This window comes from Enterococcus sp. AZ071, from assembly GCF_050499065.1.
Lineage (GTDB): Bacteria > Bacillota > Bacilli > Lactobacillales > Enterococcaceae > Enterococcus_A > Enterococcus_A ferrettii.
In genome coordinates, this window is sequence record NZ_JBIPAS010000002.1 from 212,542 (window position 1) to 230,001 (window position 17,460).

At 40.1% G+C, this 17,460-nt stretch carries 18 protein-coding genes and 1 pseudogene; 9 read left to right on the forward strand and 10 right to left on the reverse strand.

The features are described 5' to 3' along the window. Nucleotides 1–79 precede the first annotated feature (79 nt). Nucleotides 80–883, forward strand: a complete 804-nt coding sequence (gene proB / locus IGI49_RS19590) for a glutamate 5-kinase (protein WP_429965888.1) — start codon at nucleotides 80–82, stop codon at nucleotides 881–883. Between the two features lie 2 nt (nucleotides 884–885). After that, entirely contained in the window at nucleotides 886–2,133 is a 1,248-nt protein-coding gene (locus tag IGI49_RS19595; RefSeq protein ID WP_429965887.1) for a glutamate-5-semialdehyde dehydrogenase, read from the forward strand. Nucleotides 2,134–2,285: 152 nt separating this feature from the next. On the opposite strand, the gene IGI49_RS19600 is transcribed toward IGI49_RS19595, so the two are convergent. From IGI49_RS19600 to IGI49_RS19610, 3 genes are all read right to left on the reverse strand, one after another. Further along, on the reverse strand, nucleotides 2,286–2,654 hold the full coding sequence (locus tag IGI49_RS19600; protein WP_429965886.1) for a hypothetical protein: 369 nt from the start codon (nucleotides 2,652–2,654) through the stop codon (nucleotides 2,286–2,288). Nucleotides 2,655–3,009: 355 nt separating this feature from the next. Next, nucleotides 3,010–3,231, reverse strand: coding sequence for a hypothetical protein (locus IGI49_RS19605; protein WP_429965885.1), 222 nt, complete (start codon nucleotides 3,229–3,231; stop codon nucleotides 3,010–3,012). Nucleotides 3,232–3,241: 10 nt separating this feature from the next. Beyond that, nucleotides 3,242–3,502 (reverse strand): hypothetical protein, encoded by a 261-nt coding sequence (locus IGI49_RS19610; protein ID WP_429965884.1) that lies wholly within the window; start codon nucleotides 3,500–3,502, stop codon nucleotides 3,242–3,244. A 32-nt stretch (nucleotides 3,503–3,534) separates the two neighbouring features. On the opposite strand from IGI49_RS19610, the gene IGI49_RS19615 reads away from it, so the two are divergent. Beyond that, complete coding sequence (locus tag IGI49_RS19615; RefSeq protein WP_429965883.1) at nucleotides 3,535–4,233, forward strand: RraA family protein; 699 nt, start codon at nucleotides 3,535–3,537, stop codon at nucleotides 4,231–4,233. Between the two features lie 508 nt (nucleotides 4,234–4,741). Continuing rightward, nucleotides 4,742–5,686, forward strand: a complete 945-nt coding sequence (locus IGI49_RS19620) for a hypothetical protein (protein ID WP_429965882.1) — start codon at nucleotides 4,742–4,744, stop codon at nucleotides 5,684–5,686. 202 nt (nucleotides 5,687–5,888) lie between these two features. On the opposite strand, the pseudogene tnpB reads toward IGI49_RS19620, so the two are convergent. After that, nucleotides 5,889–7,022, reverse strand: a pseudogene (tnpB, locus tag IGI49_RS19625) (IS200/IS605 family element RNA-guided endonuclease TnpB); the annotation flags it as partial. A gap of 291 nt (nucleotides 7,023–7,313) precedes the next feature. Here tnpB and IGI49_RS19630 point away from each other — a divergent pair. The 5 genes from IGI49_RS19630 to IGI49_RS19650 all read left to right on the forward strand — a co-directional run bounded on the left by IGI49_RS19630 (nucleotide 7,314) and on the right by IGI49_RS19650 (nucleotide 11,276). Next, nucleotides 7,314–8,024, forward strand: a complete 711-nt coding sequence (locus IGI49_RS19630; protein WP_429965881.1) for an MBL fold metallo-hydrolase — start codon at nucleotides 7,314–7,316, stop codon at nucleotides 8,022–8,024. Continuing rightward, entirely contained in the window at nucleotides 8,008–8,562 is a 555-nt protein-coding gene (locus IGI49_RS19635; protein WP_429965880.1) for a TetR/AcrR family transcriptional regulator, read from the forward strand. The genes IGI49_RS19630 and IGI49_RS19635 overlap by 17 nt, the downstream gene beginning before the upstream one ends. Nucleotides 8,563–8,575: 13 nt before the next feature. After that, entirely contained in the window at nucleotides 8,576–9,334 is a 759-nt protein-coding gene (locus IGI49_RS19640) for a nucleoside/nucleotide kinase family protein (RefSeq protein WP_429965879.1), read from the forward strand. A gap of 8 nt (nucleotides 9,335–9,342) precedes the next feature. Then, on the forward strand, nucleotides 9,343–9,684 hold the full coding sequence (locus IGI49_RS19645) for a DUF2568 domain-containing protein (RefSeq protein ID WP_429965878.1): 342 nt from the start codon (nucleotides 9,343–9,345) through the stop codon (nucleotides 9,682–9,684). A gap of 386 nt (nucleotides 9,685–10,070) precedes the next feature. After that, entirely contained in the window at nucleotides 10,071–11,276 is a 1,206-nt protein-coding gene (locus IGI49_RS19650; protein ID WP_429965877.1) for a PLP-dependent aminotransferase family protein, read from the forward strand. Nucleotides 11,277–11,338: 62 nt separating this feature from the next. On the opposite strand, the gene IGI49_RS19655 is transcribed toward IGI49_RS19650, so the two are convergent. The 6 genes from IGI49_RS19655 to IGI49_RS19680 form a co-directional block, all read right to left on the reverse strand. Next, nucleotides 11,339–11,683: a type II toxin-antitoxin system PemK/MazF family toxin gene (locus tag IGI49_RS19655; RefSeq protein ID WP_429965876.1), complete on the reverse strand. Its 345-nt coding sequence runs from the start codon at nucleotides 11,681–11,683 to the stop codon at nucleotides 11,339–11,341. Continuing rightward, the gene (locus IGI49_RS19660; protein WP_429965875.1) at nucleotides 11,683–11,943 is read right to left on the reverse strand and encodes an AbrB/MazE/SpoVT family DNA-binding domain-containing protein; all 261 of its coding nucleotides are present in this window, start codon (nucleotides 11,941–11,943) and stop codon (nucleotides 11,683–11,685) included. Before IGI49_RS19660 ends, IGI49_RS19655 begins: the two co-directional genes overlap by 1 nt. A 439-nt stretch (nucleotides 11,944–12,382) precedes the next feature. Further along, on the reverse strand, nucleotides 12,383–13,822 hold the full coding sequence (locus IGI49_RS19665) for a glycoside hydrolase family 1 protein (protein WP_429965874.1): 1,440 nt from the start codon (nucleotides 13,820–13,822) through the stop codon (nucleotides 12,383–12,385). 24 nt (nucleotides 13,823–13,846) lie between these two features. Next, a complete protein-coding gene (locus tag IGI49_RS19670) occupies nucleotides 13,847–14,749 on the reverse strand; it encodes an ROK family protein (protein ID WP_429965873.1) in 903 nt (300 codons plus the stop codon). A 28-nt stretch (nucleotides 14,750–14,777) separates the two neighbouring features. Next, a complete protein-coding gene (locus IGI49_RS19675) occupies nucleotides 14,778–15,962 on the reverse strand; it encodes an MFS transporter (RefSeq protein WP_429965872.1) in 1,185 nt (394 codons plus the stop codon). A 6-nt stretch (nucleotides 15,963–15,968) separates the two neighbouring features. Next, nucleotides 15,969–17,447: a DUF1593 domain-containing protein gene (locus IGI49_RS19680; protein WP_429965871.1), complete on the reverse strand. Its 1,479-nt coding sequence runs from the start codon at nucleotides 17,445–17,447 to the stop codon at nucleotides 15,969–15,971. Between the last annotated feature and the right edge of the window lie 13 nt (nucleotides 17,448–17,460).

The following is a 17,460-nucleotide window of genomic DNA, read 5'->3' on the forward strand; positions in this document are numbered from 1 at the left end:
AGATGAATTTTCAGTGAGAATCTGGTACAATTCCACAAATAGCTTTATTTGAGTTTGCGGCAAAACTCGAGGTGAAGATATGAGAAAGTTTTTAAGTGAAGTAAACAGAATTGTTGTTAAAATTGGGACCAGTTCCTTAATCCATCCAAGTGGAAAAGTCAATTTTTCGGGAATTGATCAATTAGCCTTTGTGCTGACCGATCTAAACAACCAAGGCAAAGAAATTATTTTAGTCTCTTCTGGCGCAATCGGTGTGGGTATGGACAAATTACGTATGACCGAACGCCCAGATACAATCCCTGAGCAGCAAGCAGTTGCTGCAGTGGGACAATCAGAATTAATGCATTTTTACAGCCAGCGCTTCTTGGCTTACAATCAACAAACGGCCCAGGTATTGATGACGCGGGACATCGTCGATTATCCAGAAAGCCGTAAGAATGCCATTAATACGATGGAACAATTATTACACATGAATATTATTCCTATCATCAATGAAAACGATGCAGTGGCCGTTGATGAACTGGATCATTTAACTAAATTTGGCGACAACGATGAGCTTTCAGCCATTGTCAGCCAGATGTTGGATGCTGATTTATTGATTATGCTTTCAGATATTGATGGATTTTACTCTGACAATCCAAACAAGAACAAACAAGCAGTCCTCTACTCCACTATCTCTGCTATTACCAAAGAAACGATGGCCCAAGCTGGCGGATCAGCCGGCAGTAAGTTCGGCACCGGCGGAATGATTAGCAAGCTGAAGGCAGCCAAACGAATACTGGATGCTCAAAGTGCGATGGTCTTAGCAAATGGCAAGCCACCAAGAATTATTTTTGACATTTTAGATGGTAAAGAAGTCGGAACCTTATTCAAGGGGGAATAGCGATGAGTGGGATAGAGCAATTAGGAAAAAACGCAAAACAAGCCGCCGCTGTATTAAACGGTCTAGATACAAAAACAAAGAATTACTGTTTACAGGTCATGGCTGATAAGTTAAGAAAGCATGCCAATCGGGTCCTATCAGCAAATCGGCAAGACCTTGAACAAGCTGCCTTAAACGGTACCCGTGAGGTTATGCTAGATCGTTTACGACTAACGCATGCCCGAATTGAGGACATGGCCAAAGGAATCGAAGCGGTCATCGAACTGCCTGATCCGATCGGCGAAGTCGGTAAAATGTGGCGCAACGAAGCCGGCCTGCTTATTGGTCAGCAACGAGTCCCATTAGGGGTAATCGGAATTATTTTCGAATCCCGGCCAAACGTTACCACTGATGCAGCAACTCTTTGCTTTAAAACCGGTAATGCTGTAATTCTGCGGGGCGGAAAGGATGCCTTCCAATCTAATGAAGTGCTGGTCACTATCTTACAAGGAGCTCTGGCAGCTTGTAATCTGCCTCGCACCTGTATTCAATTTGTCAATGACACTTCATACGAAGTAGCGAATCAAATGATGACGGCTAACGAATTCTTGGACGTATTGATTCCTCGTGGAGGTGCTTCCTTAATTAAACGGATTACAGAAAATGCGACAGTTCCAGTGATCGAAACGGGTACTGGTAATAACCATATCTATGTGGATCAAGCTGCCCAATTGGACATGGCCGCGAATATTATTTTAAATGCGAAGGTTCAACGTCCGTCAGTCTGTAACTCCATTGAGACGATTTTGGTTCACGACACCATAGCAGCCGAATTTTTACCGCAGGTTGAACAACTGCTGCTGACTAATCAAGTAGAGTTACGGGCCTGTTCAAGATCAATCAAGTATTTAGAATCGGCTAATCCAGCGCAAACAGAAGATTGGGAAACTGAGTATTTAGACCTAACCTTAGCTGTTAAGGTAGTTGATTCCTTGGACGAAGCGATTCAGCATATTAATAAATACAACTCCGGTCACTCAGAAGCCATCATCACTAACAGCTACACAGCCGGTCAACGTTTCTTAAAAGAAGTCGATGCTGCTGCAGTTTATATTAATGCCTCAACCCGCTTCACAGACGGCTTCATGTACGGTTTTGGCGCTGAAATCGGCATCTCAACACAAAAATTACATGCCCGTGGACCCATGGGTTTGCCTGAACTAACCTCTACCAAGTATATTATTTACGGTGATGGACAAATTCGGGAATAAAATAATACGGCAGGCAAAAGAGTTGGGAGAGTCTCTTGTCTGCTTTTTTCTTGTATAAAGGATGCCTGTTTCGACTGATCAGAAACAGTTAAATATCCAGTCTTCCCTGCTTCAAACATCTCCTGTCATTTGCTAAAACTCTTGCATCACAATCACTTCTCGATAATGTGACGTCTTCGTATCACTTGTAGTAAGTTAATGAGATAGATTGGTATATTTAAAAAGATACCCACAATTAGTATCACCTGAATAGTTATCATGAAAAATACAATAGTTATAACTCTAAAGCGAACTGATTTTTTCTCTAGATAATGGCTAAAAAGCAGAATACCTGACAAAATAGAGCTGATTAAGTAGCCCCCCGCAAATCCTCCGCCAATTGCTAACAACATTCTTTGCAAAAAAGATTGCTGACCGCCAGTAAAAAAAGCGAATAAGCCTATTCCTCCATAGAGTACAGCACCTGTAATGAAAGCAGCTGAAACATAAATTATATATCTTTTTCTTTCTGCATAAGTCATCCTATATCCCCTTCATCATTTATTTTTATGCATATACATAAAAATATACAAATAAATCACACCAGTCAATAAGAAACGTACTAGAAATTTTTTCTTTATGGGAGCAACTGAACCTAGAAAATAACCGTCAACTCATCCGATCCCATTTGTATTTCATACACCTTCACTTTGATATTTTTACCATTCTAGGTTTACGCTTATGACTATTTTTATTTTGTGGTGTTGATAGATGCGCAGCAGAATGACACTCATTGTGTCTCCGGTAACGAAAATACTGAGAGAATAATCCCCTATGGATAAACTGATCTTCTATGTTGAAAAATTAGCACATGTAACGTATTAAAAAAGCGTCGAATCACTTCGACACTTTTTCCTTCTTCCCATAAGACAACAAATAGCAAAGCATCCCAGTAATCGCGGCACATGGATATATCCAAGCAAACCACTGATTCGCCCGATCCATTAAATGACTATTACCAACTAATAATCCCACCAACTGCAACATCACTAAACAGAATCCGCCAGCAATAAATAGAACAAATCCGACGATAATGATCGTTTCCATGACTTTTCTCATTTTTTCCTCCTTACACAAACAAAGGCAAGTAACCCATCGCAATCAACCAACCGACCAAAGTAATTGGAATAACAAAGTATTTAATCAATGGATAAAAAGTAGCTTCAGGCCGACAGTCAGTTAAACCTGCAGTAATAAAGATAGAACCAGATGCTGGTGGCGAGGCTCCTTCAGTTGAAGCAAAAACTAAAATTGCGACAACAGCTTCTAGCAGTGCACAATTACCTATATGCGTAAATTTTAAAATCAATTTCGCAGTCCATATCTTCACATCAAAAGCTGCATTTAAAAGGAGGAATTATTATGTCCATCGGAAACCGTGTTTTTTTGAAACGTCACCAAGCTGATCCGAAATTGGTTGAACGCTTTGGTAAGCTTCCCACTGCGGATGTCGCCGATTGTCTGTCGCGTACTTCTGCTTTGTCACCTGAAATCAGACTTCAATCCTCGCCAGAGAAATACATGTGCGGAGTTGCTCTAACCGTAAAAGCAAGAGCTGGTGATAACCTGATGCTGCACCAAGCAATGAAAATGGCACAGGAGGGCGATATCATTATTCTTTCTAATGAAGGAGATCGCTCTCGTGCATTGATGGGAGAAATCATGTATAAGTATTTGGCCGATTATAAGAAGGTAGCAGGAATTGTAATTGATGGCCCGATTCGTGACTTGGATGTGTTAGCTCGTGAAAAGTGTCCGATTTATGCAACTGGCTCAACTCCGCAAGCTTCTTACAAGGAGGGACCTGGCGAAGTGAATGGACCTATTTCTGTCGGTGGAATCACCGTTATGCCTGGCGATATTGTACTGGGCGATCGAGATGGTGTTGTAATTATACCCAAAAAGGATGCAGCAAAGATTATTGATCAGGCTGAGGCCATCACCGCAAATGATCGGGAGAAGGTTCAAAAAGCGAGTGTCGGTAATATAGATCATTCTTGGCTTACCAAGACCCTAGAGGAAAAACATGTGGAATTTATTGATGAGGAGTTTTCACTGTAGGATTTCGCAATAAAGGCACAACAACGAAGGAGAAGCGCTATCGATAGCAGCCTTCTCCTTTGTTCCTTTTCACCTCTTCTCAATAAGTTCGAAAGTATTAAGTCTCAGCTATCAAAGAAACTAATCCGTTTAGTTCAGCAAGACTATCCCTCCTTAAACCCCTATCAGTAAATCATTTATACAGCTTATTCTATAAAATGCTGAGGCAAATTTCTTATCGTTACGTTCTTCCCTCATAAGGACTTAATGGCTATTAACAGATTCACTTTTTTATAGGAGGACATCATTTCAACTCCCCTTTATGTTTGCTCAGCTCCCTGTAAATAGGAATAAAAGGTTCTATTGATGTTAAATAAATGCTTACATCACAGCTTTTTGTTTCATTTTGTCCCTTTTTTGGGACAAAACTGATCCTTTTTTTCTCAGTATGAAAAAATCTATTGAAATCCTTAAAACACATCGATACAATTCAGTTAAATAAATCAGATATTTTTTAAGGAGCGATATGATGTCAACTATAAATCTCGGAACTCGTCAATTATTTTTAATGAAGCGGGAAAATTTATCTAAAAAATTTAATTCTTTTTTGGAAAACAGTGACGATGCGTCTTACGTAATCCAGTGTGCTGTTGCCGTTTTAGTACGTAATTCTTTCACCCCTAGTGACTTTTCAAATTTTGAAAAAGATCTAATTCGTGACCTTTTTTTAACCAGTGACAAGGTTAAAAGTGCACGCAAATACTGTGTCTATTTCCGCAATTATTTTTCTGAGGACGAATGGCAAACAGTTGTAAATCGCTTATTTGATAGCGATGAAGAGTTTTCACAAACAACTGAACGAACACGTTTACATATTGAAAAGCTGTTACCAATGCTGCATTCTGGCGGCTGGGAAGCACCTATAAAAAGAAGCTTAGTGACAGTTTTTAAAGATGAAACTGGTAAAAAACATGGCTGGACTTTAAGCAATGTGGATCGTAAATATTCTACTCAAGAAAACTGTGATCTTTTAGCTATTTTGAGTACGCTAACAATTTTTGAGAAAAATGGGGTTCGTCGCTTCGCAGAGTTGGTTAAAAACAGCTTCACTACTATTGATATCGACTATAATAGTGAGAATGAAGAAGAGAAGATAGAAGTATGGACTGAACAGCCGAAATCCGCTGCAGACAAAACGGAGATTCACAATCCAGAAGAAGCGAACCTGCCTAGATCCTTAAAAGATACTCACCCAGCAAAGTATGTGGACCCGGTCGAAGAAGAGAAAAGCCTCGAGGCAGTCAATGAAACTGCTGCGACTTCGGTTCCAAAAAATGAAAAGAAACGACAGCGAAAAAGGCCTGAGGATCATCAGAAAAAACTGTACGCTAAAAATCCTTTCCATAAACAAGAAGAAACTAAAAAGCTAACTCAGCCTAAAAAGAAAAAGAAACGTAAGAAGAAGAGAAAATAGGCAATCTCTAAAAACTCAGCCTTCCCTTCCAACTATTTTGTAACTTGTGAACTACCCGCCACTTAGCTAAACCGATCGGTTCTTCACGCTTGAAGTGGGAGCTTCTTGGGAACTGAGCTTACTTGCCAGCAGATGTCTTTGCTTGCAGCGATTGCTCTTTTTTACCAAGCTATCCCCGTAGTTCCTACGGTTCTTGATTTGGTTATACAAAGGCTCGCACGCGCAGCCCTTCGTTTAGAATGTTGATACTGGCATTGATGTCTCGATCATGGTGGGCATGACAAACCGGGCAGGTCCACACTCGAATCTGAAGTGGTTTCTTGCCATCCTTGTGTCCACATTCGGAACAAAGTTGACTAGATGGATACCACCTGGCTACTTTGATCATTTCTCGTCCATACCAGTCGGCTTTGTACTGGAGTTTCGCCACAAAGCTGGACCAAGAGACATCCGAGATACTTTTGGCTAATTTATGATTCCGCAATAAATCTTTCGTGTGTAAGTCTTCGAGACAGATCACATCGTGGTTTTTAATGAGTTCGGTACTTAACTTATTTAGAAAGTCGTTGCGTTGGTTTTTGACTTTTTCGTGCAATCTTGCCACTTTGCGTTTTTGTTTTTGGTAGTTCTTGGCTTCACTTAGCTTTTTGCCTGCTTTCTTAGCTTGTAAAGCTCGACGAGAAAGCTTCCGCTGTTCACGTGTTACCTTCCGTTCCATTTCTGCGGTAAAACGATGGTTATCAATCTTTTGTCCATCCGAAAGAATCGCAAAGTCTGTAATCCCCAGATCGATGCCAATAACCGAATTCGTTTTGGGAAGCTCGTGAATGTCTTCTTTGCATAATAAAGAAAGGTAGTATTTGCCGCTTGAATGATAAGAGGTTGTTGCTGATCGGAGCTCTCCTTTTGGTTGGCGATGAAGTTTGATACGGACAAGGGATTTTAGTTTCGGTAGTTTGATGTATTTGTTATCCACCAGCGAAATAGTGCCATGTTGATTATTGGTGGTGTAGCTTTGTACAGGATGACTTTTGCTTTTGAATTTAGGGAAACCGACACGATTATCGCGAAAGAAGTTGTTGTAGGCCTTATCTAAATTCAGCTGGGCATTCGCTAAGGCAAGACTATCAACTTCTTTCAGGTAGGGATAGTCGTTCTTGTATTTGGCTGGGGTAGGCTTTTTCAATTTTTTGGAAGGATCCTTCTTCATTGTCGCATAAGCCTTTATCCGCTCATCCAGCATCAGGTTGTAGACTTTTCGAACACAACCAAAAGTCTTGGCAAAGAAGACGACTTGTTCTTCTGTTGGATAGATGCGGTACTTGTAGGCTTTTAGTTATTCCATGATATCCACCCTTTTTGTCAGTTCCGAAGACACGAACGTGCGTTCTCTAGGTGATTATATCATGCGAAAAATAGCGTAGCAATAGCTTTTTATCTTTTTTAGTTGCATCTCCCCCTAAAATAAAAAAAGGCATTCATCACCCACCTATAGAGGATGGGCGACTTCTGCCTGAAATTCTGTTAAAAAGGTTTTTACCTCTGTTTGACATTTAATCTAGGTACTGTATAATTTTAACTAATCAAATTAGTTTAAAACTATCTATATTAGTTTCGGAGGAATTACATGAAGGTTATCAAAAAGAAAAACTTGTATCAACTGACACCTGCAATCTTTCCAGTCAATTGCTTTGTCTATGAGACAGCAACAAGTTTAGTCGTAATTGACATGGGAAATAAACTGTTTATTGAAGAGGTTCGCAAGCTAGAGCTGAAAACAGAAAAAAAGGTGACGGTTTTGCTCCTTACTCATGCTCATGGTGATCATGTAAATGGTGTGGCTAAATTCAAAAAAGTATTCCCCACTGTCAAAGTCGGAATTTCTGTCCGAGATAATAAATTGCTAGAAGGTGATTTTAGTCTTCTAAAAGATGAGGCGAATAAAAAAGTCAAAGGTGGATTACCTAAAGAACCGATTCCAATTGATTTTATGTTTCAACCAGAGCAAGAAATTGAAGGTTTGAGGATCGTTGCCTGTCCTGGTCATACACCTGGTTCTGTTGCTTTTCTCGACAACGAAGGCGTGCTGATTGCAGGAGACGCGCTCCAACTATGTGGCGGTATAGCTGTGGCTGGTATCGTTCGCCCCCTTTTCCCTTTCCCAGCTTTTGGTACTTGGGATGCTAGGACTGCATTAGCGAGTGCCAAAGTATTGGTGGAATTACAGCCTAAGCTGTTAGCAGTCGGACATGGTACGATGCTTGAACATCCAGTTGCCGAAATGACCCAAGCAATTCGCACAGCTGAAAGGAAATTGCAGGATGAAAAAGATTACTAAACAAGAGATAGTTGATGTGACCATAAAAATTTTAGATGAACAAGGGGTGGAGGGCGTTAGTCTTAAGGAGGTGGCCGGAAATCTGCAAATCAAACCGCCCTCTCTCTACAACCATATAAAAAATCGAGAAGACCTGTTAGCACAGGCTGCTTATTTCAGTCTGGAAAATTTTTATCAAGCTCTGATACTGGCCGGCGTTGGTGTAGAAAAAAAAGAAGCCCTTTTTGCGATGTCACAGGCTTATAGAAAGTTTGCAGTTGCTCATCCTGGTCAATATGAACTCATTCAAAAACAAATTTATTGGGAAAATACAGAAGCTGAGCAAATCTCTAATCAAGTGGTGAACCTGCTGCAAAAAATCTTAGACGGCTTTGATCTGCCGAAAGCGGAACAAATTCATTTTATCCGACTGATGCGCAGTTATCTTCATGGATTTTCTTCATTAACCGGAAAAGAATCTTTCCAATTGCAGGAAAATATTGAGGAAAGCTTTATTTATGGATTAAGGATTATCCTTTCGAAACTGCCACAGGAATAAAGGGGGAGAAAATTTGAAAACCTATCAACTGACTGTCAATGACTTAATAATTGATGCAGACTTTGATGAAGAAAATATAGCCGCCATTTTTCACCCACTATTGAAGAAATGGACCGAGTTGCAAAGAACCCAGAAACAGCGGATTTTTATTTTTCTCGCTGCTCCTCCCGGCTGCGGTAAAACCACCCTAGCACTTTTCTTAGAGCAGTTATCGAGGAATTGTTCCGATTACACACCGATTCAAACACTTGGATTAGATGGCTTCCATTATGAACAAGCTTACCTAAACAGCCATGAAACAGATATAGACGGACAAGTCGTTCCGATGAAAGATTACAAAGGACATCCGTCAACCTTTAACGTACCACTGCTGTTGAAAAAACTTACTGAGGCTCGCTGGGAAGACAATAAGTGGCCCATCTATAGCCGTAAGCTTCACGATGTTATCCAAGATCAGGTACAGCTTACTGAGAAAATTATTTTGCTGGAGGGTAATTATTTATTATTGGACGAAGCACCTTGGAACCAACTTCATGAATATTGTGCTGATCGGGTATTTTTATATGCCGATGCTGCTGTCTTGGAAGAACGTTTAATTGAACGGAAAATGCAAGGTGGCCTATCTTACGAGAAAGCACGTATTTTCTATGAACGAAGTGATAAAAGAAATGTCGAAATTGCTTTAGCAAATGATCGCTCGGCTGAAACCATCCTTTATGTAGAAAAGGGGGTTTTTCACCCAGTAAAATTTGAAAAAGAACGTGAGGTTTAGACAGAAAAATGACGTTACTAGCAGGGTTAACTTTAAGCATTCGTTTTATCTTGGAAATTGGTACTGTGATAGGACTGGCTAGTGGAGTCTTTATTCAAAAACCTTTGTCAGAAAAGGTGCTCTTCTGTTTATTGGCTTCCGGCATAACCCTCGTCTGGGCAAAGTATGGAGCTCCAAAATCGGCCACCCACTTAACTGGCATTTATAAACTGATCTTAGAAATAATTGTCTATAGTATTGGAATCTTCGGAATCTGGCGAATTTTTGGAATTCGATTAGGTTTGATTTATGCCTTCTTTGTTGTAAGTGACTTAATGATGATGTATTTATTAGAACTGCAGGGAAACTAAAAAATACAGGATTGAGTATCATGTCTCAATTCAGTGTTTCTTTTTGATCTCCCGTCATTTGTTTTTACAAGCAGCTACAAATCAAATAACCGGAGTCAGTTGATAAAGTCGGCTGCTATGTGAGAATAATCCTGCTTTCAGGATGCGATTCCTCACGAATATCTTCGCCGATTTCACGAAAAGACAGGAGATATATGCTAAAACCCTCTCTTCATTTTGAGGTAAATTCAAAATCCGCACCTATCCCAATCCAACCCCATCATAATAGATACTAACAAAGAAGTGGAAAAGAAATGCTCGCAGCAAAAAAACAGTACATTATATTCTTCCAATGTAATATACTTGAATTTGTAATGTTTATTTAATTTTCGACGGGAGATGGATGGATGAATTACCATTATTCAACAAAAGTACCAACGAGTGACACTGATGCTGTAGGCGATCTTTTGCGGGTAGCTGCAAATCCGGAAATTATATCTTTTGCTGGCGGTTTACCTGCTCCAGAGCTGTTTCCAGTAGAGAAGATTCAGGCAGCAGCCAATCAGGTCTTTCAAGAAAAAGGGATGACTGCTCTGCAATACGGCAGCTCGAAAGGAATACCGGAACTTCGAAAGATTGTCGTTGAACGGTTAAAACAAGACGGCATCGCAGTTGATGAAGAACAAATTATGATTTCCACCGGCTCCCAACAAGTACTGGATTTAACCAGTAAAATGTTTATTAACGAAGGCGACACTGTTATCGTAGAACAACCAACTTATCTATGTGCCTTAGATGTCTTCAAATCCTATGAAGCAAACTTAGTAAGTGTGGAAATGGATGAGAACGGAATGAAGTTGGATATGCTGGAGGAAGCTCTAAAAGCGAATCCAAATACTAAAATGATTTACACTATTCCAACTTTTCAAAATCCGACTGGGCGAACACTTTCTTTAGAACGCCGGAAAAAGCTGGCGCAATTGGCAGTTGACTATGACGTGTTAGTTTTGGAGGATAATCCCTATGGAGCTGTGCGCTTTGAAGGAACCCCTTTACCGGCAATTCGTTCCTTTGATGAAACAGGCCACGTAATTTATACGAGTACTTTTTCTAAAATACTAGCTCCAGGCCTGCGTTTGGGATGGGTGGTTGCACCACTTGAATTAATCAATAAATTTACTATTATGAAGCAGTCAGTTGATTTACATTCAGATAATTTGGCGCAGTATATTGTAGCTGCTTTCTTTGAAAACAACGACATTGACCAGCATGTTTCAAAAATTACTGCCCTGTATAAAGAACGCAAAGATCTGATGATGGCTGCGATTAAAAAGTATTTTCCTGAAACGGTGACCTATAGTCAACCTGAGGGAGGAATGTTCATCTGGATTGAAGTTCCCGGTATTACTGATACCCAAGAGCTTTTTGATCGCTGTATTCAAAACAACGTCGCCTTTGTACCAGGTGAACCCTTCTACTGTGATGAGATTGTACCAGGGACCTTCCGTCTAAATTATTCCAATATGCCAGCTGAACAAATTGATATTGGAATGAAACGTTTAGCTGAAGCAATTGATGAAGTATTGGCGCAGTCTACAATTGGTTATACTTAAACAACAACAGCCGTAAAAAAGCCGTCGGATAATTTCTGACGGCTTTTTTTCTCGTTGACAGTTCAGTACATCAGCTTTAACTTTATTGTACATTCTGTTACTAAATCTATTGGCGCTCTTTCAACAAACTTGAAGCTTCTTGTCTCTAAATCCAGCATTCGATGTTGTTCTAGAAGGACCTCACCTTGTACATGCATTTCTGGAGTAAGAGAAACATGCAAAGGAAATTGCTTGGCTTTAGTCGTTATTGGAGCAACTCCAAACATATAGTTAAGGTAACGGAGAGGCTTTGTCAATACTATGCACGGTCTATATCCCTTTTGCTCATCGCCTTTGGTTGGATTAAAATCCAAAAAAATAATATCCCCTTGCCGTAATTCCGAAAAATGCTTATCAACAGCCATCATTAAAGTATCTCCCGTCCTTGAGAATCATCCCAATCATACTTATCTTCTCTACCCAAAGGAGTACTATCATAATCCTCAAAAAGTTCATCCAAAGTTGTTGGATACTCTTTTTTCGGAATCAGTGTGATTTTGCCATCACCAGCGACCATTTTGAAGGTTACATTTGTATCAAATTCACCAATTTCAGCTAGTTCTTCTTTACCTATCCTTATCCCCTGTGAGTTCCCCCATTTTTTCAGTTCTATATCTTTAATGATCATAAGAAAACCTCCTTCACACCAAAAGTATATACTTGTATAAACGATATGTCAATTAGATTAAATGACCCCTAAAAAGTTAGGATGAAAAGCAACGGACAAGATCACAGATGTAACTACTTACTTCCATTTTATACAACAACCATCCTTCCCCTAATCTTGAACATTTTACTTTTTTTATAAAAACTATACGAAAACGCAGCGCATCTAATTTTTTTTAATCAGATACCTACAGAGCAAAATCATTTTGCACTCTCTCTCAAATAGAAACCTATCGTTAATAAAAGGTCGCAGAACTTAAGGTAAGGATGATTTATTGGTACAACAAAAAATGCTTCACCTAATCAATAGCTAAGAATTCCCTGCCTAAAAAACTTCCTCAAAAAAAGGTGACCCAATCTGTCTATCGACAAATGTGATCACCTTTTTATCAAGCTAACTTCTACAATTTCTCTCCATTCGTCGAAATTACTTCTTTATACCAATCAAAAGATTTCTTCTTCGAACGATCCAAGGTTCCCTTGCCTTCGTCATCTAAATCAACGTAGATGAATCCGTAACGTTTGCTCATTTCACCTGTCGATGCACTGACTAAGTCAATACATCCCCATGGTGTGTAGCCCATCAAGTCGACTCCGTCAGCAATTGCCTCGCCCATCGCTTCGATGTGACGACGTAGATAGTCAATTCGATAATCGTCTTCAATCGTTCCTTCTGATGTAACTTGGTCAATGGCGCCCAGGCCATTCTCTACGATAAATAGTGGTTTTTGATAGCGATTGTACAATTCATTTAAGGCAATGCGCAGGCCTTCTGGATCAATTTGCCAACCCCATTCACTGGCTTCTAAGAATGGATTGCGAACACCTCCTAATAAATTGCCGCCAACTTCTTCACTGTCAGGATTGGTTTCATTGATAGCTGAAGACATGTAATAACTAAAGCCGATATAATCAACGGTGTGTTCTTTCAGCAACGCCAAATCTTCATTGGTGATTTCGATGTCTTCCCAAGCAATTCCTCTTTCACTTAACATACGTTTCGTGTAGGCAGGATATTCTCCCCGTACTTGAACATCGGTACAGAAGAAGTTGAACTCTTGATTTTGAACCATGGTCGCTAATTGATTCGCAGGATTTGCATCAATACTATAGGTAGTTGCATAAATAATCATACAGCCAATTTGCAAATCAGGATTTAATTCATGACCGATTTTCACTGCTTTGCTGCTGGCTACGAATTGATTGTGCCAAGCCTGAACAATATTTTTAAACTCTCCGCCACCTGTACTTTTTACCATCCCCTGGCTTAATGCTGGAAAATGAAACGCTGAATTGATTTCATTGAAGGTCATCCAGTATTTCACTTTCGCTTGATATCTTTCCAACACTACTTTTGCAAAACGTTCGTAAAAATCGATTAGCTGACGATTTTTCCAGCCGCCGTATTCCTTTGCTAAATGTAAAGGCATTTCGTAGTGAGAAATTGTTACTACTGGCTCAATATTGTATTTCAAGCATTCATCAATCAAGTTGTCATAGAACTTAAGTCCTGCTTCATTTGGTGTCGTCTCGTCGCCCTTCGGAAAAATACGCGTCCAGGCAATTGAGAAACGGTAGCACTTAAAACCCATTTCTGCAAATAAGGCAATGTCTTCCTGATAACGATCATAATGGTCAATACCACGATGATTGGGATACGTATATTTTTCAGAGTCTAAAGTCCAGTCAAATTCTTCACTGCTTAACACCTGCATACGAATTTTACCGCCAGGCATTGCATCAGCAACAGATAATCCTTTGCCTTCGCGATCGTACGCCCCTTCTAATTGATTGGCAGCTGTTGCGCCGCCCCATAAGAAATTTTTGGGAAATGTTGTCATTGATTCATCCTCTTTCTAGCTTTCTTAGGCGTTATCCAATTGTAGAAATAATTGGTAGATTGCCCCTAATAAATTGGCCTCACTGCGAAAATGACAAGGCAGGATTTCTAATGGTTCAAAACTGCTTTTCAACAATGGCTGATTGTCACGAGCAAGCTGGTATTGTTGATTGATTTCTTTAATCAGACGATTCTGAGCACTAATGCCGCCGCCAATCACTACCCGAGATATATCTAAAGTAGCTTGCAGATTGAGTAGGATTCGCGCAATAATTTGACAGTAATCTGTAAACATTTTTTGTAACTCGTCATTTTGACCTTGCTCCAGTGCTTCAAAGACTGCTTGACCGTCATTTAAATTTTCCAATCCTAGCAGCTTGCAAGCTTCAGTAACAAATCGTACTGCAGAAGAATGCCAACCAACTAAATTTTCTGGATCTTCTAGCTGCTGATAATTAATCAAAAAACTCAACTCACCCGCTTGGAAATGGCTGCCCTGAAAGAGTTCCCCATTAAGAATCAACCCACCGCCGATCCCGGTCCCTAAAACTACTGCCGCACCATTCTCAATTTCATTCAAATTGCCTAACCATAATTCAGCTAGAGCTGCGGCTTTTCCATCATTTGAAAGAGCACAGGGAATACCAAACTCCTCCTCAACAAGCGCTTTCAAACCAACTTCATGCATGTACTCCAAGGAACCGCCGTGATAGATGACACCATTTTTGATATCGATCTTCCCAGGCAAACTGATACCGATACCCTTGATTTGCTCTCGTACATCACCAATCAACTGAAACAGATCGGCCAGAAACTGTTCCAATGTTGCCGGTGTTTCAATTTTTTTGACGGTCAAAAGATTGCCCGCTCGATTGACTAAACTATATTTGATGTAGGTCCCCCCTACATCAATACTTAAATAATCCACTGAGGCATTCCCTCCATCCTTAAAGTTTTTACGCCGTTTTAGCTGCCGGATTTTCCTTCTTGAAAGTACCACTGATTAATAAATACAATACAGCAAAGGCTAGAAAGCTGCCTCCAGAAAATAGCAGTGAAAATTGGGCGGTAGTATTGTTAAACACACTGCCTACAAAGGATAGCAGATAGGGTGAAATCCATGACCCTAGATTGGTTCCAACCATAGCAATCGAAACGGCTAAATTTGCTGAATTCTTCGGTGCCTTTTCCATAATGGTACCAAACGAGTAGGGTAAGAAGGCTGAGCTGCCTAATCCGCTGATTAACAATCCAACTGTGAAAATCGCCATATTTGGTGCAAATGAAACAATTAGAAATCCTATTCCCATAATAGCATAACTAAAGACTAACGTTAGATGTTTTGTTACCTTCACAATGTGTCCATATAAGAAGTTACCCAAGAAACCAACCAGTGTGAATAAGGATAAGGCAGTGCCTAGAAAAGCTGGATTAGAGAAATTTGCTTCTTGAACTAAAGTACTGGCCTTCAAGAAAATCGCCATCAAAAATCCAAAGGAAAAGAACAAAGCAATACTAGACAAAATCACGAAACGATTTACTGTTTGTTTATCTGCCTCATTTGTTTCTGCAGCATCATCATTTTCAACATCCGGCACGTAAATAGAAAACAACAAGAACGAAACAATCGCTAAGAAATAGATTCCGTATGCATAGTGCCAATCGTAGGTAACTAAGATTCCAGCAATGAAGGTTGTAATGGTTTGCCCAATACTTTGCACTGCACTTTGGTAACCCAACATTTTATTTCGTTCATCACCCGCATAAAATTCATTAATCAAGCTGACTGCCAGTGAGTTAAACATTCCCAGTCCAGCACCTAATACTAAACGGGAAATATAAACGATTGTGTAGTTGGTTGAAAACATCGGTACTACCCCTGCCACCCCTGCTAAGAACAATCCCAGCAAAACGGTTTTCTTGGTTCCTAACGCTCGAACAAGAAAAGCACTTAACAGGACAAAGATCATGACTGTGATATTTGAAGCAGTAACTAAAGCTTCCACCGCAGTAGCTCCGCGATCAGCAAAGGTCTCCTGCATTTTCGAAACGGTAATGGCAATAGAGCCGGTTGAGGTAAGCAGTAAAGAGATTGAAAGCAGAGCAATTTTAAACATTTTTTGTGAAATTTTCGTATTCATTATCTTTTATCCTTCCTTTGCTGTTAAAATAATTCGACGATAGGTCTTCAGACTATGTTCTCCATCATTGGTTACCTCCAGAATTAAATGCAGCGTTTGGCCTGGTTTAATATCTTCTGGTACATAGCAGGTGACCTGAGGCGTATTGGCACCCTCCAGCTTAATCATCGGATGACATTGTATAACTGATTCAGCCGACTGACCAATCACGAAGCCTTCAATATCTTCATAACTGGGCTTTAGCCTATCCATCGGGGTATAGCTGGACGCTTCTTGATAAAACCACCAGTGGTAATACAGCGAACGCTGATTCGGATCTTGGGCTTCACAAGTGATCCTAACTTTTTCGCCGGGTTCTACCTGACGATTCAAAGAACCTTCCAAACGAACGATCGGATAATGGGCAGCATCTTCAAAACGTTTGGCTACGCACCATTGTGCCCGAGCCTTAAAGTCATCTTGAATATCATCCAACCAGCGAGTCAAGGTATATTCCGATTCAAATTGCTGCGTATAAGGATTATAATCCAACGCATCATTGGTAAAAAGATAAGGATTTTTCTCACTGAAACGTCCGCCCCAGCCACCATAAGATGGATCTTCATCATTGCGTAATCCATTGTTTAATAGATAGAAGAAAGAGGGAGAATCCCCTTCAGAAATAAACTCATACCTTTGATATTCACTATTGTTAGCCAAGTAGCTGTCCGATCCTCGCTGCTCCTCCGGCAGCTCTCCTTCCAGGATATTCCCGTCGCCCATCAAGGCATATTTTTCCAATAATGGTCCATATTTGTTTTTCAAATCATAGTTCCAGTCGCTAGATAGCCGAGTGGTCAGGTTCCTGTTGACCTTTTTCCATAGATACGCAAAATGCCAGAAGCTGAAACGGTCATTTATCACTTTGATTTTCCAATTTTCCGCAATATAATCACTGTAGGTTTCGTCCTGATCCAAAATGATGTACAAAACAACCTTTTCTTCAATTCTTTGCTTGAGTGCTGCCCATTCAGAGGTCCTGCTGTATTTTTCCTCCAGAGATTTTAATGCCCGTGCTGTAGTGTTAGTCCCGCCCCACGTTTGAATATACAACAGGCGCGGATCCTGATCTTTTAACAAATAGTTTTCAATAAATTGCGACCCTGCTGTTTCTTTTTCCATCTCACCTTTATAGCTGATATTGCCAATATGATATATTTCACGCAGGCGATCAGGTGCCGGATAACCTTCGGCATGAATACACAGATTGCTGTATACCTTTTCATATTGATCAATAAAATCATTTATCCAGCTTTCACCAGTCCAGCGAAAAGGTTCAATCCCTTTTTCTAGGTCCCCAGCATAATGGTAAACCGAGCTAGTTAAAACAATCCCTTCCGTGTCAATTTCATTGCTGTATAACAGGTAACGCAGAAATGAATTCATATCATCTACTTCACCATCAGTCGTTATAATCGTACGGGCTTTTGCCTCTAAAGCTTCCATTAATATTTCCTCC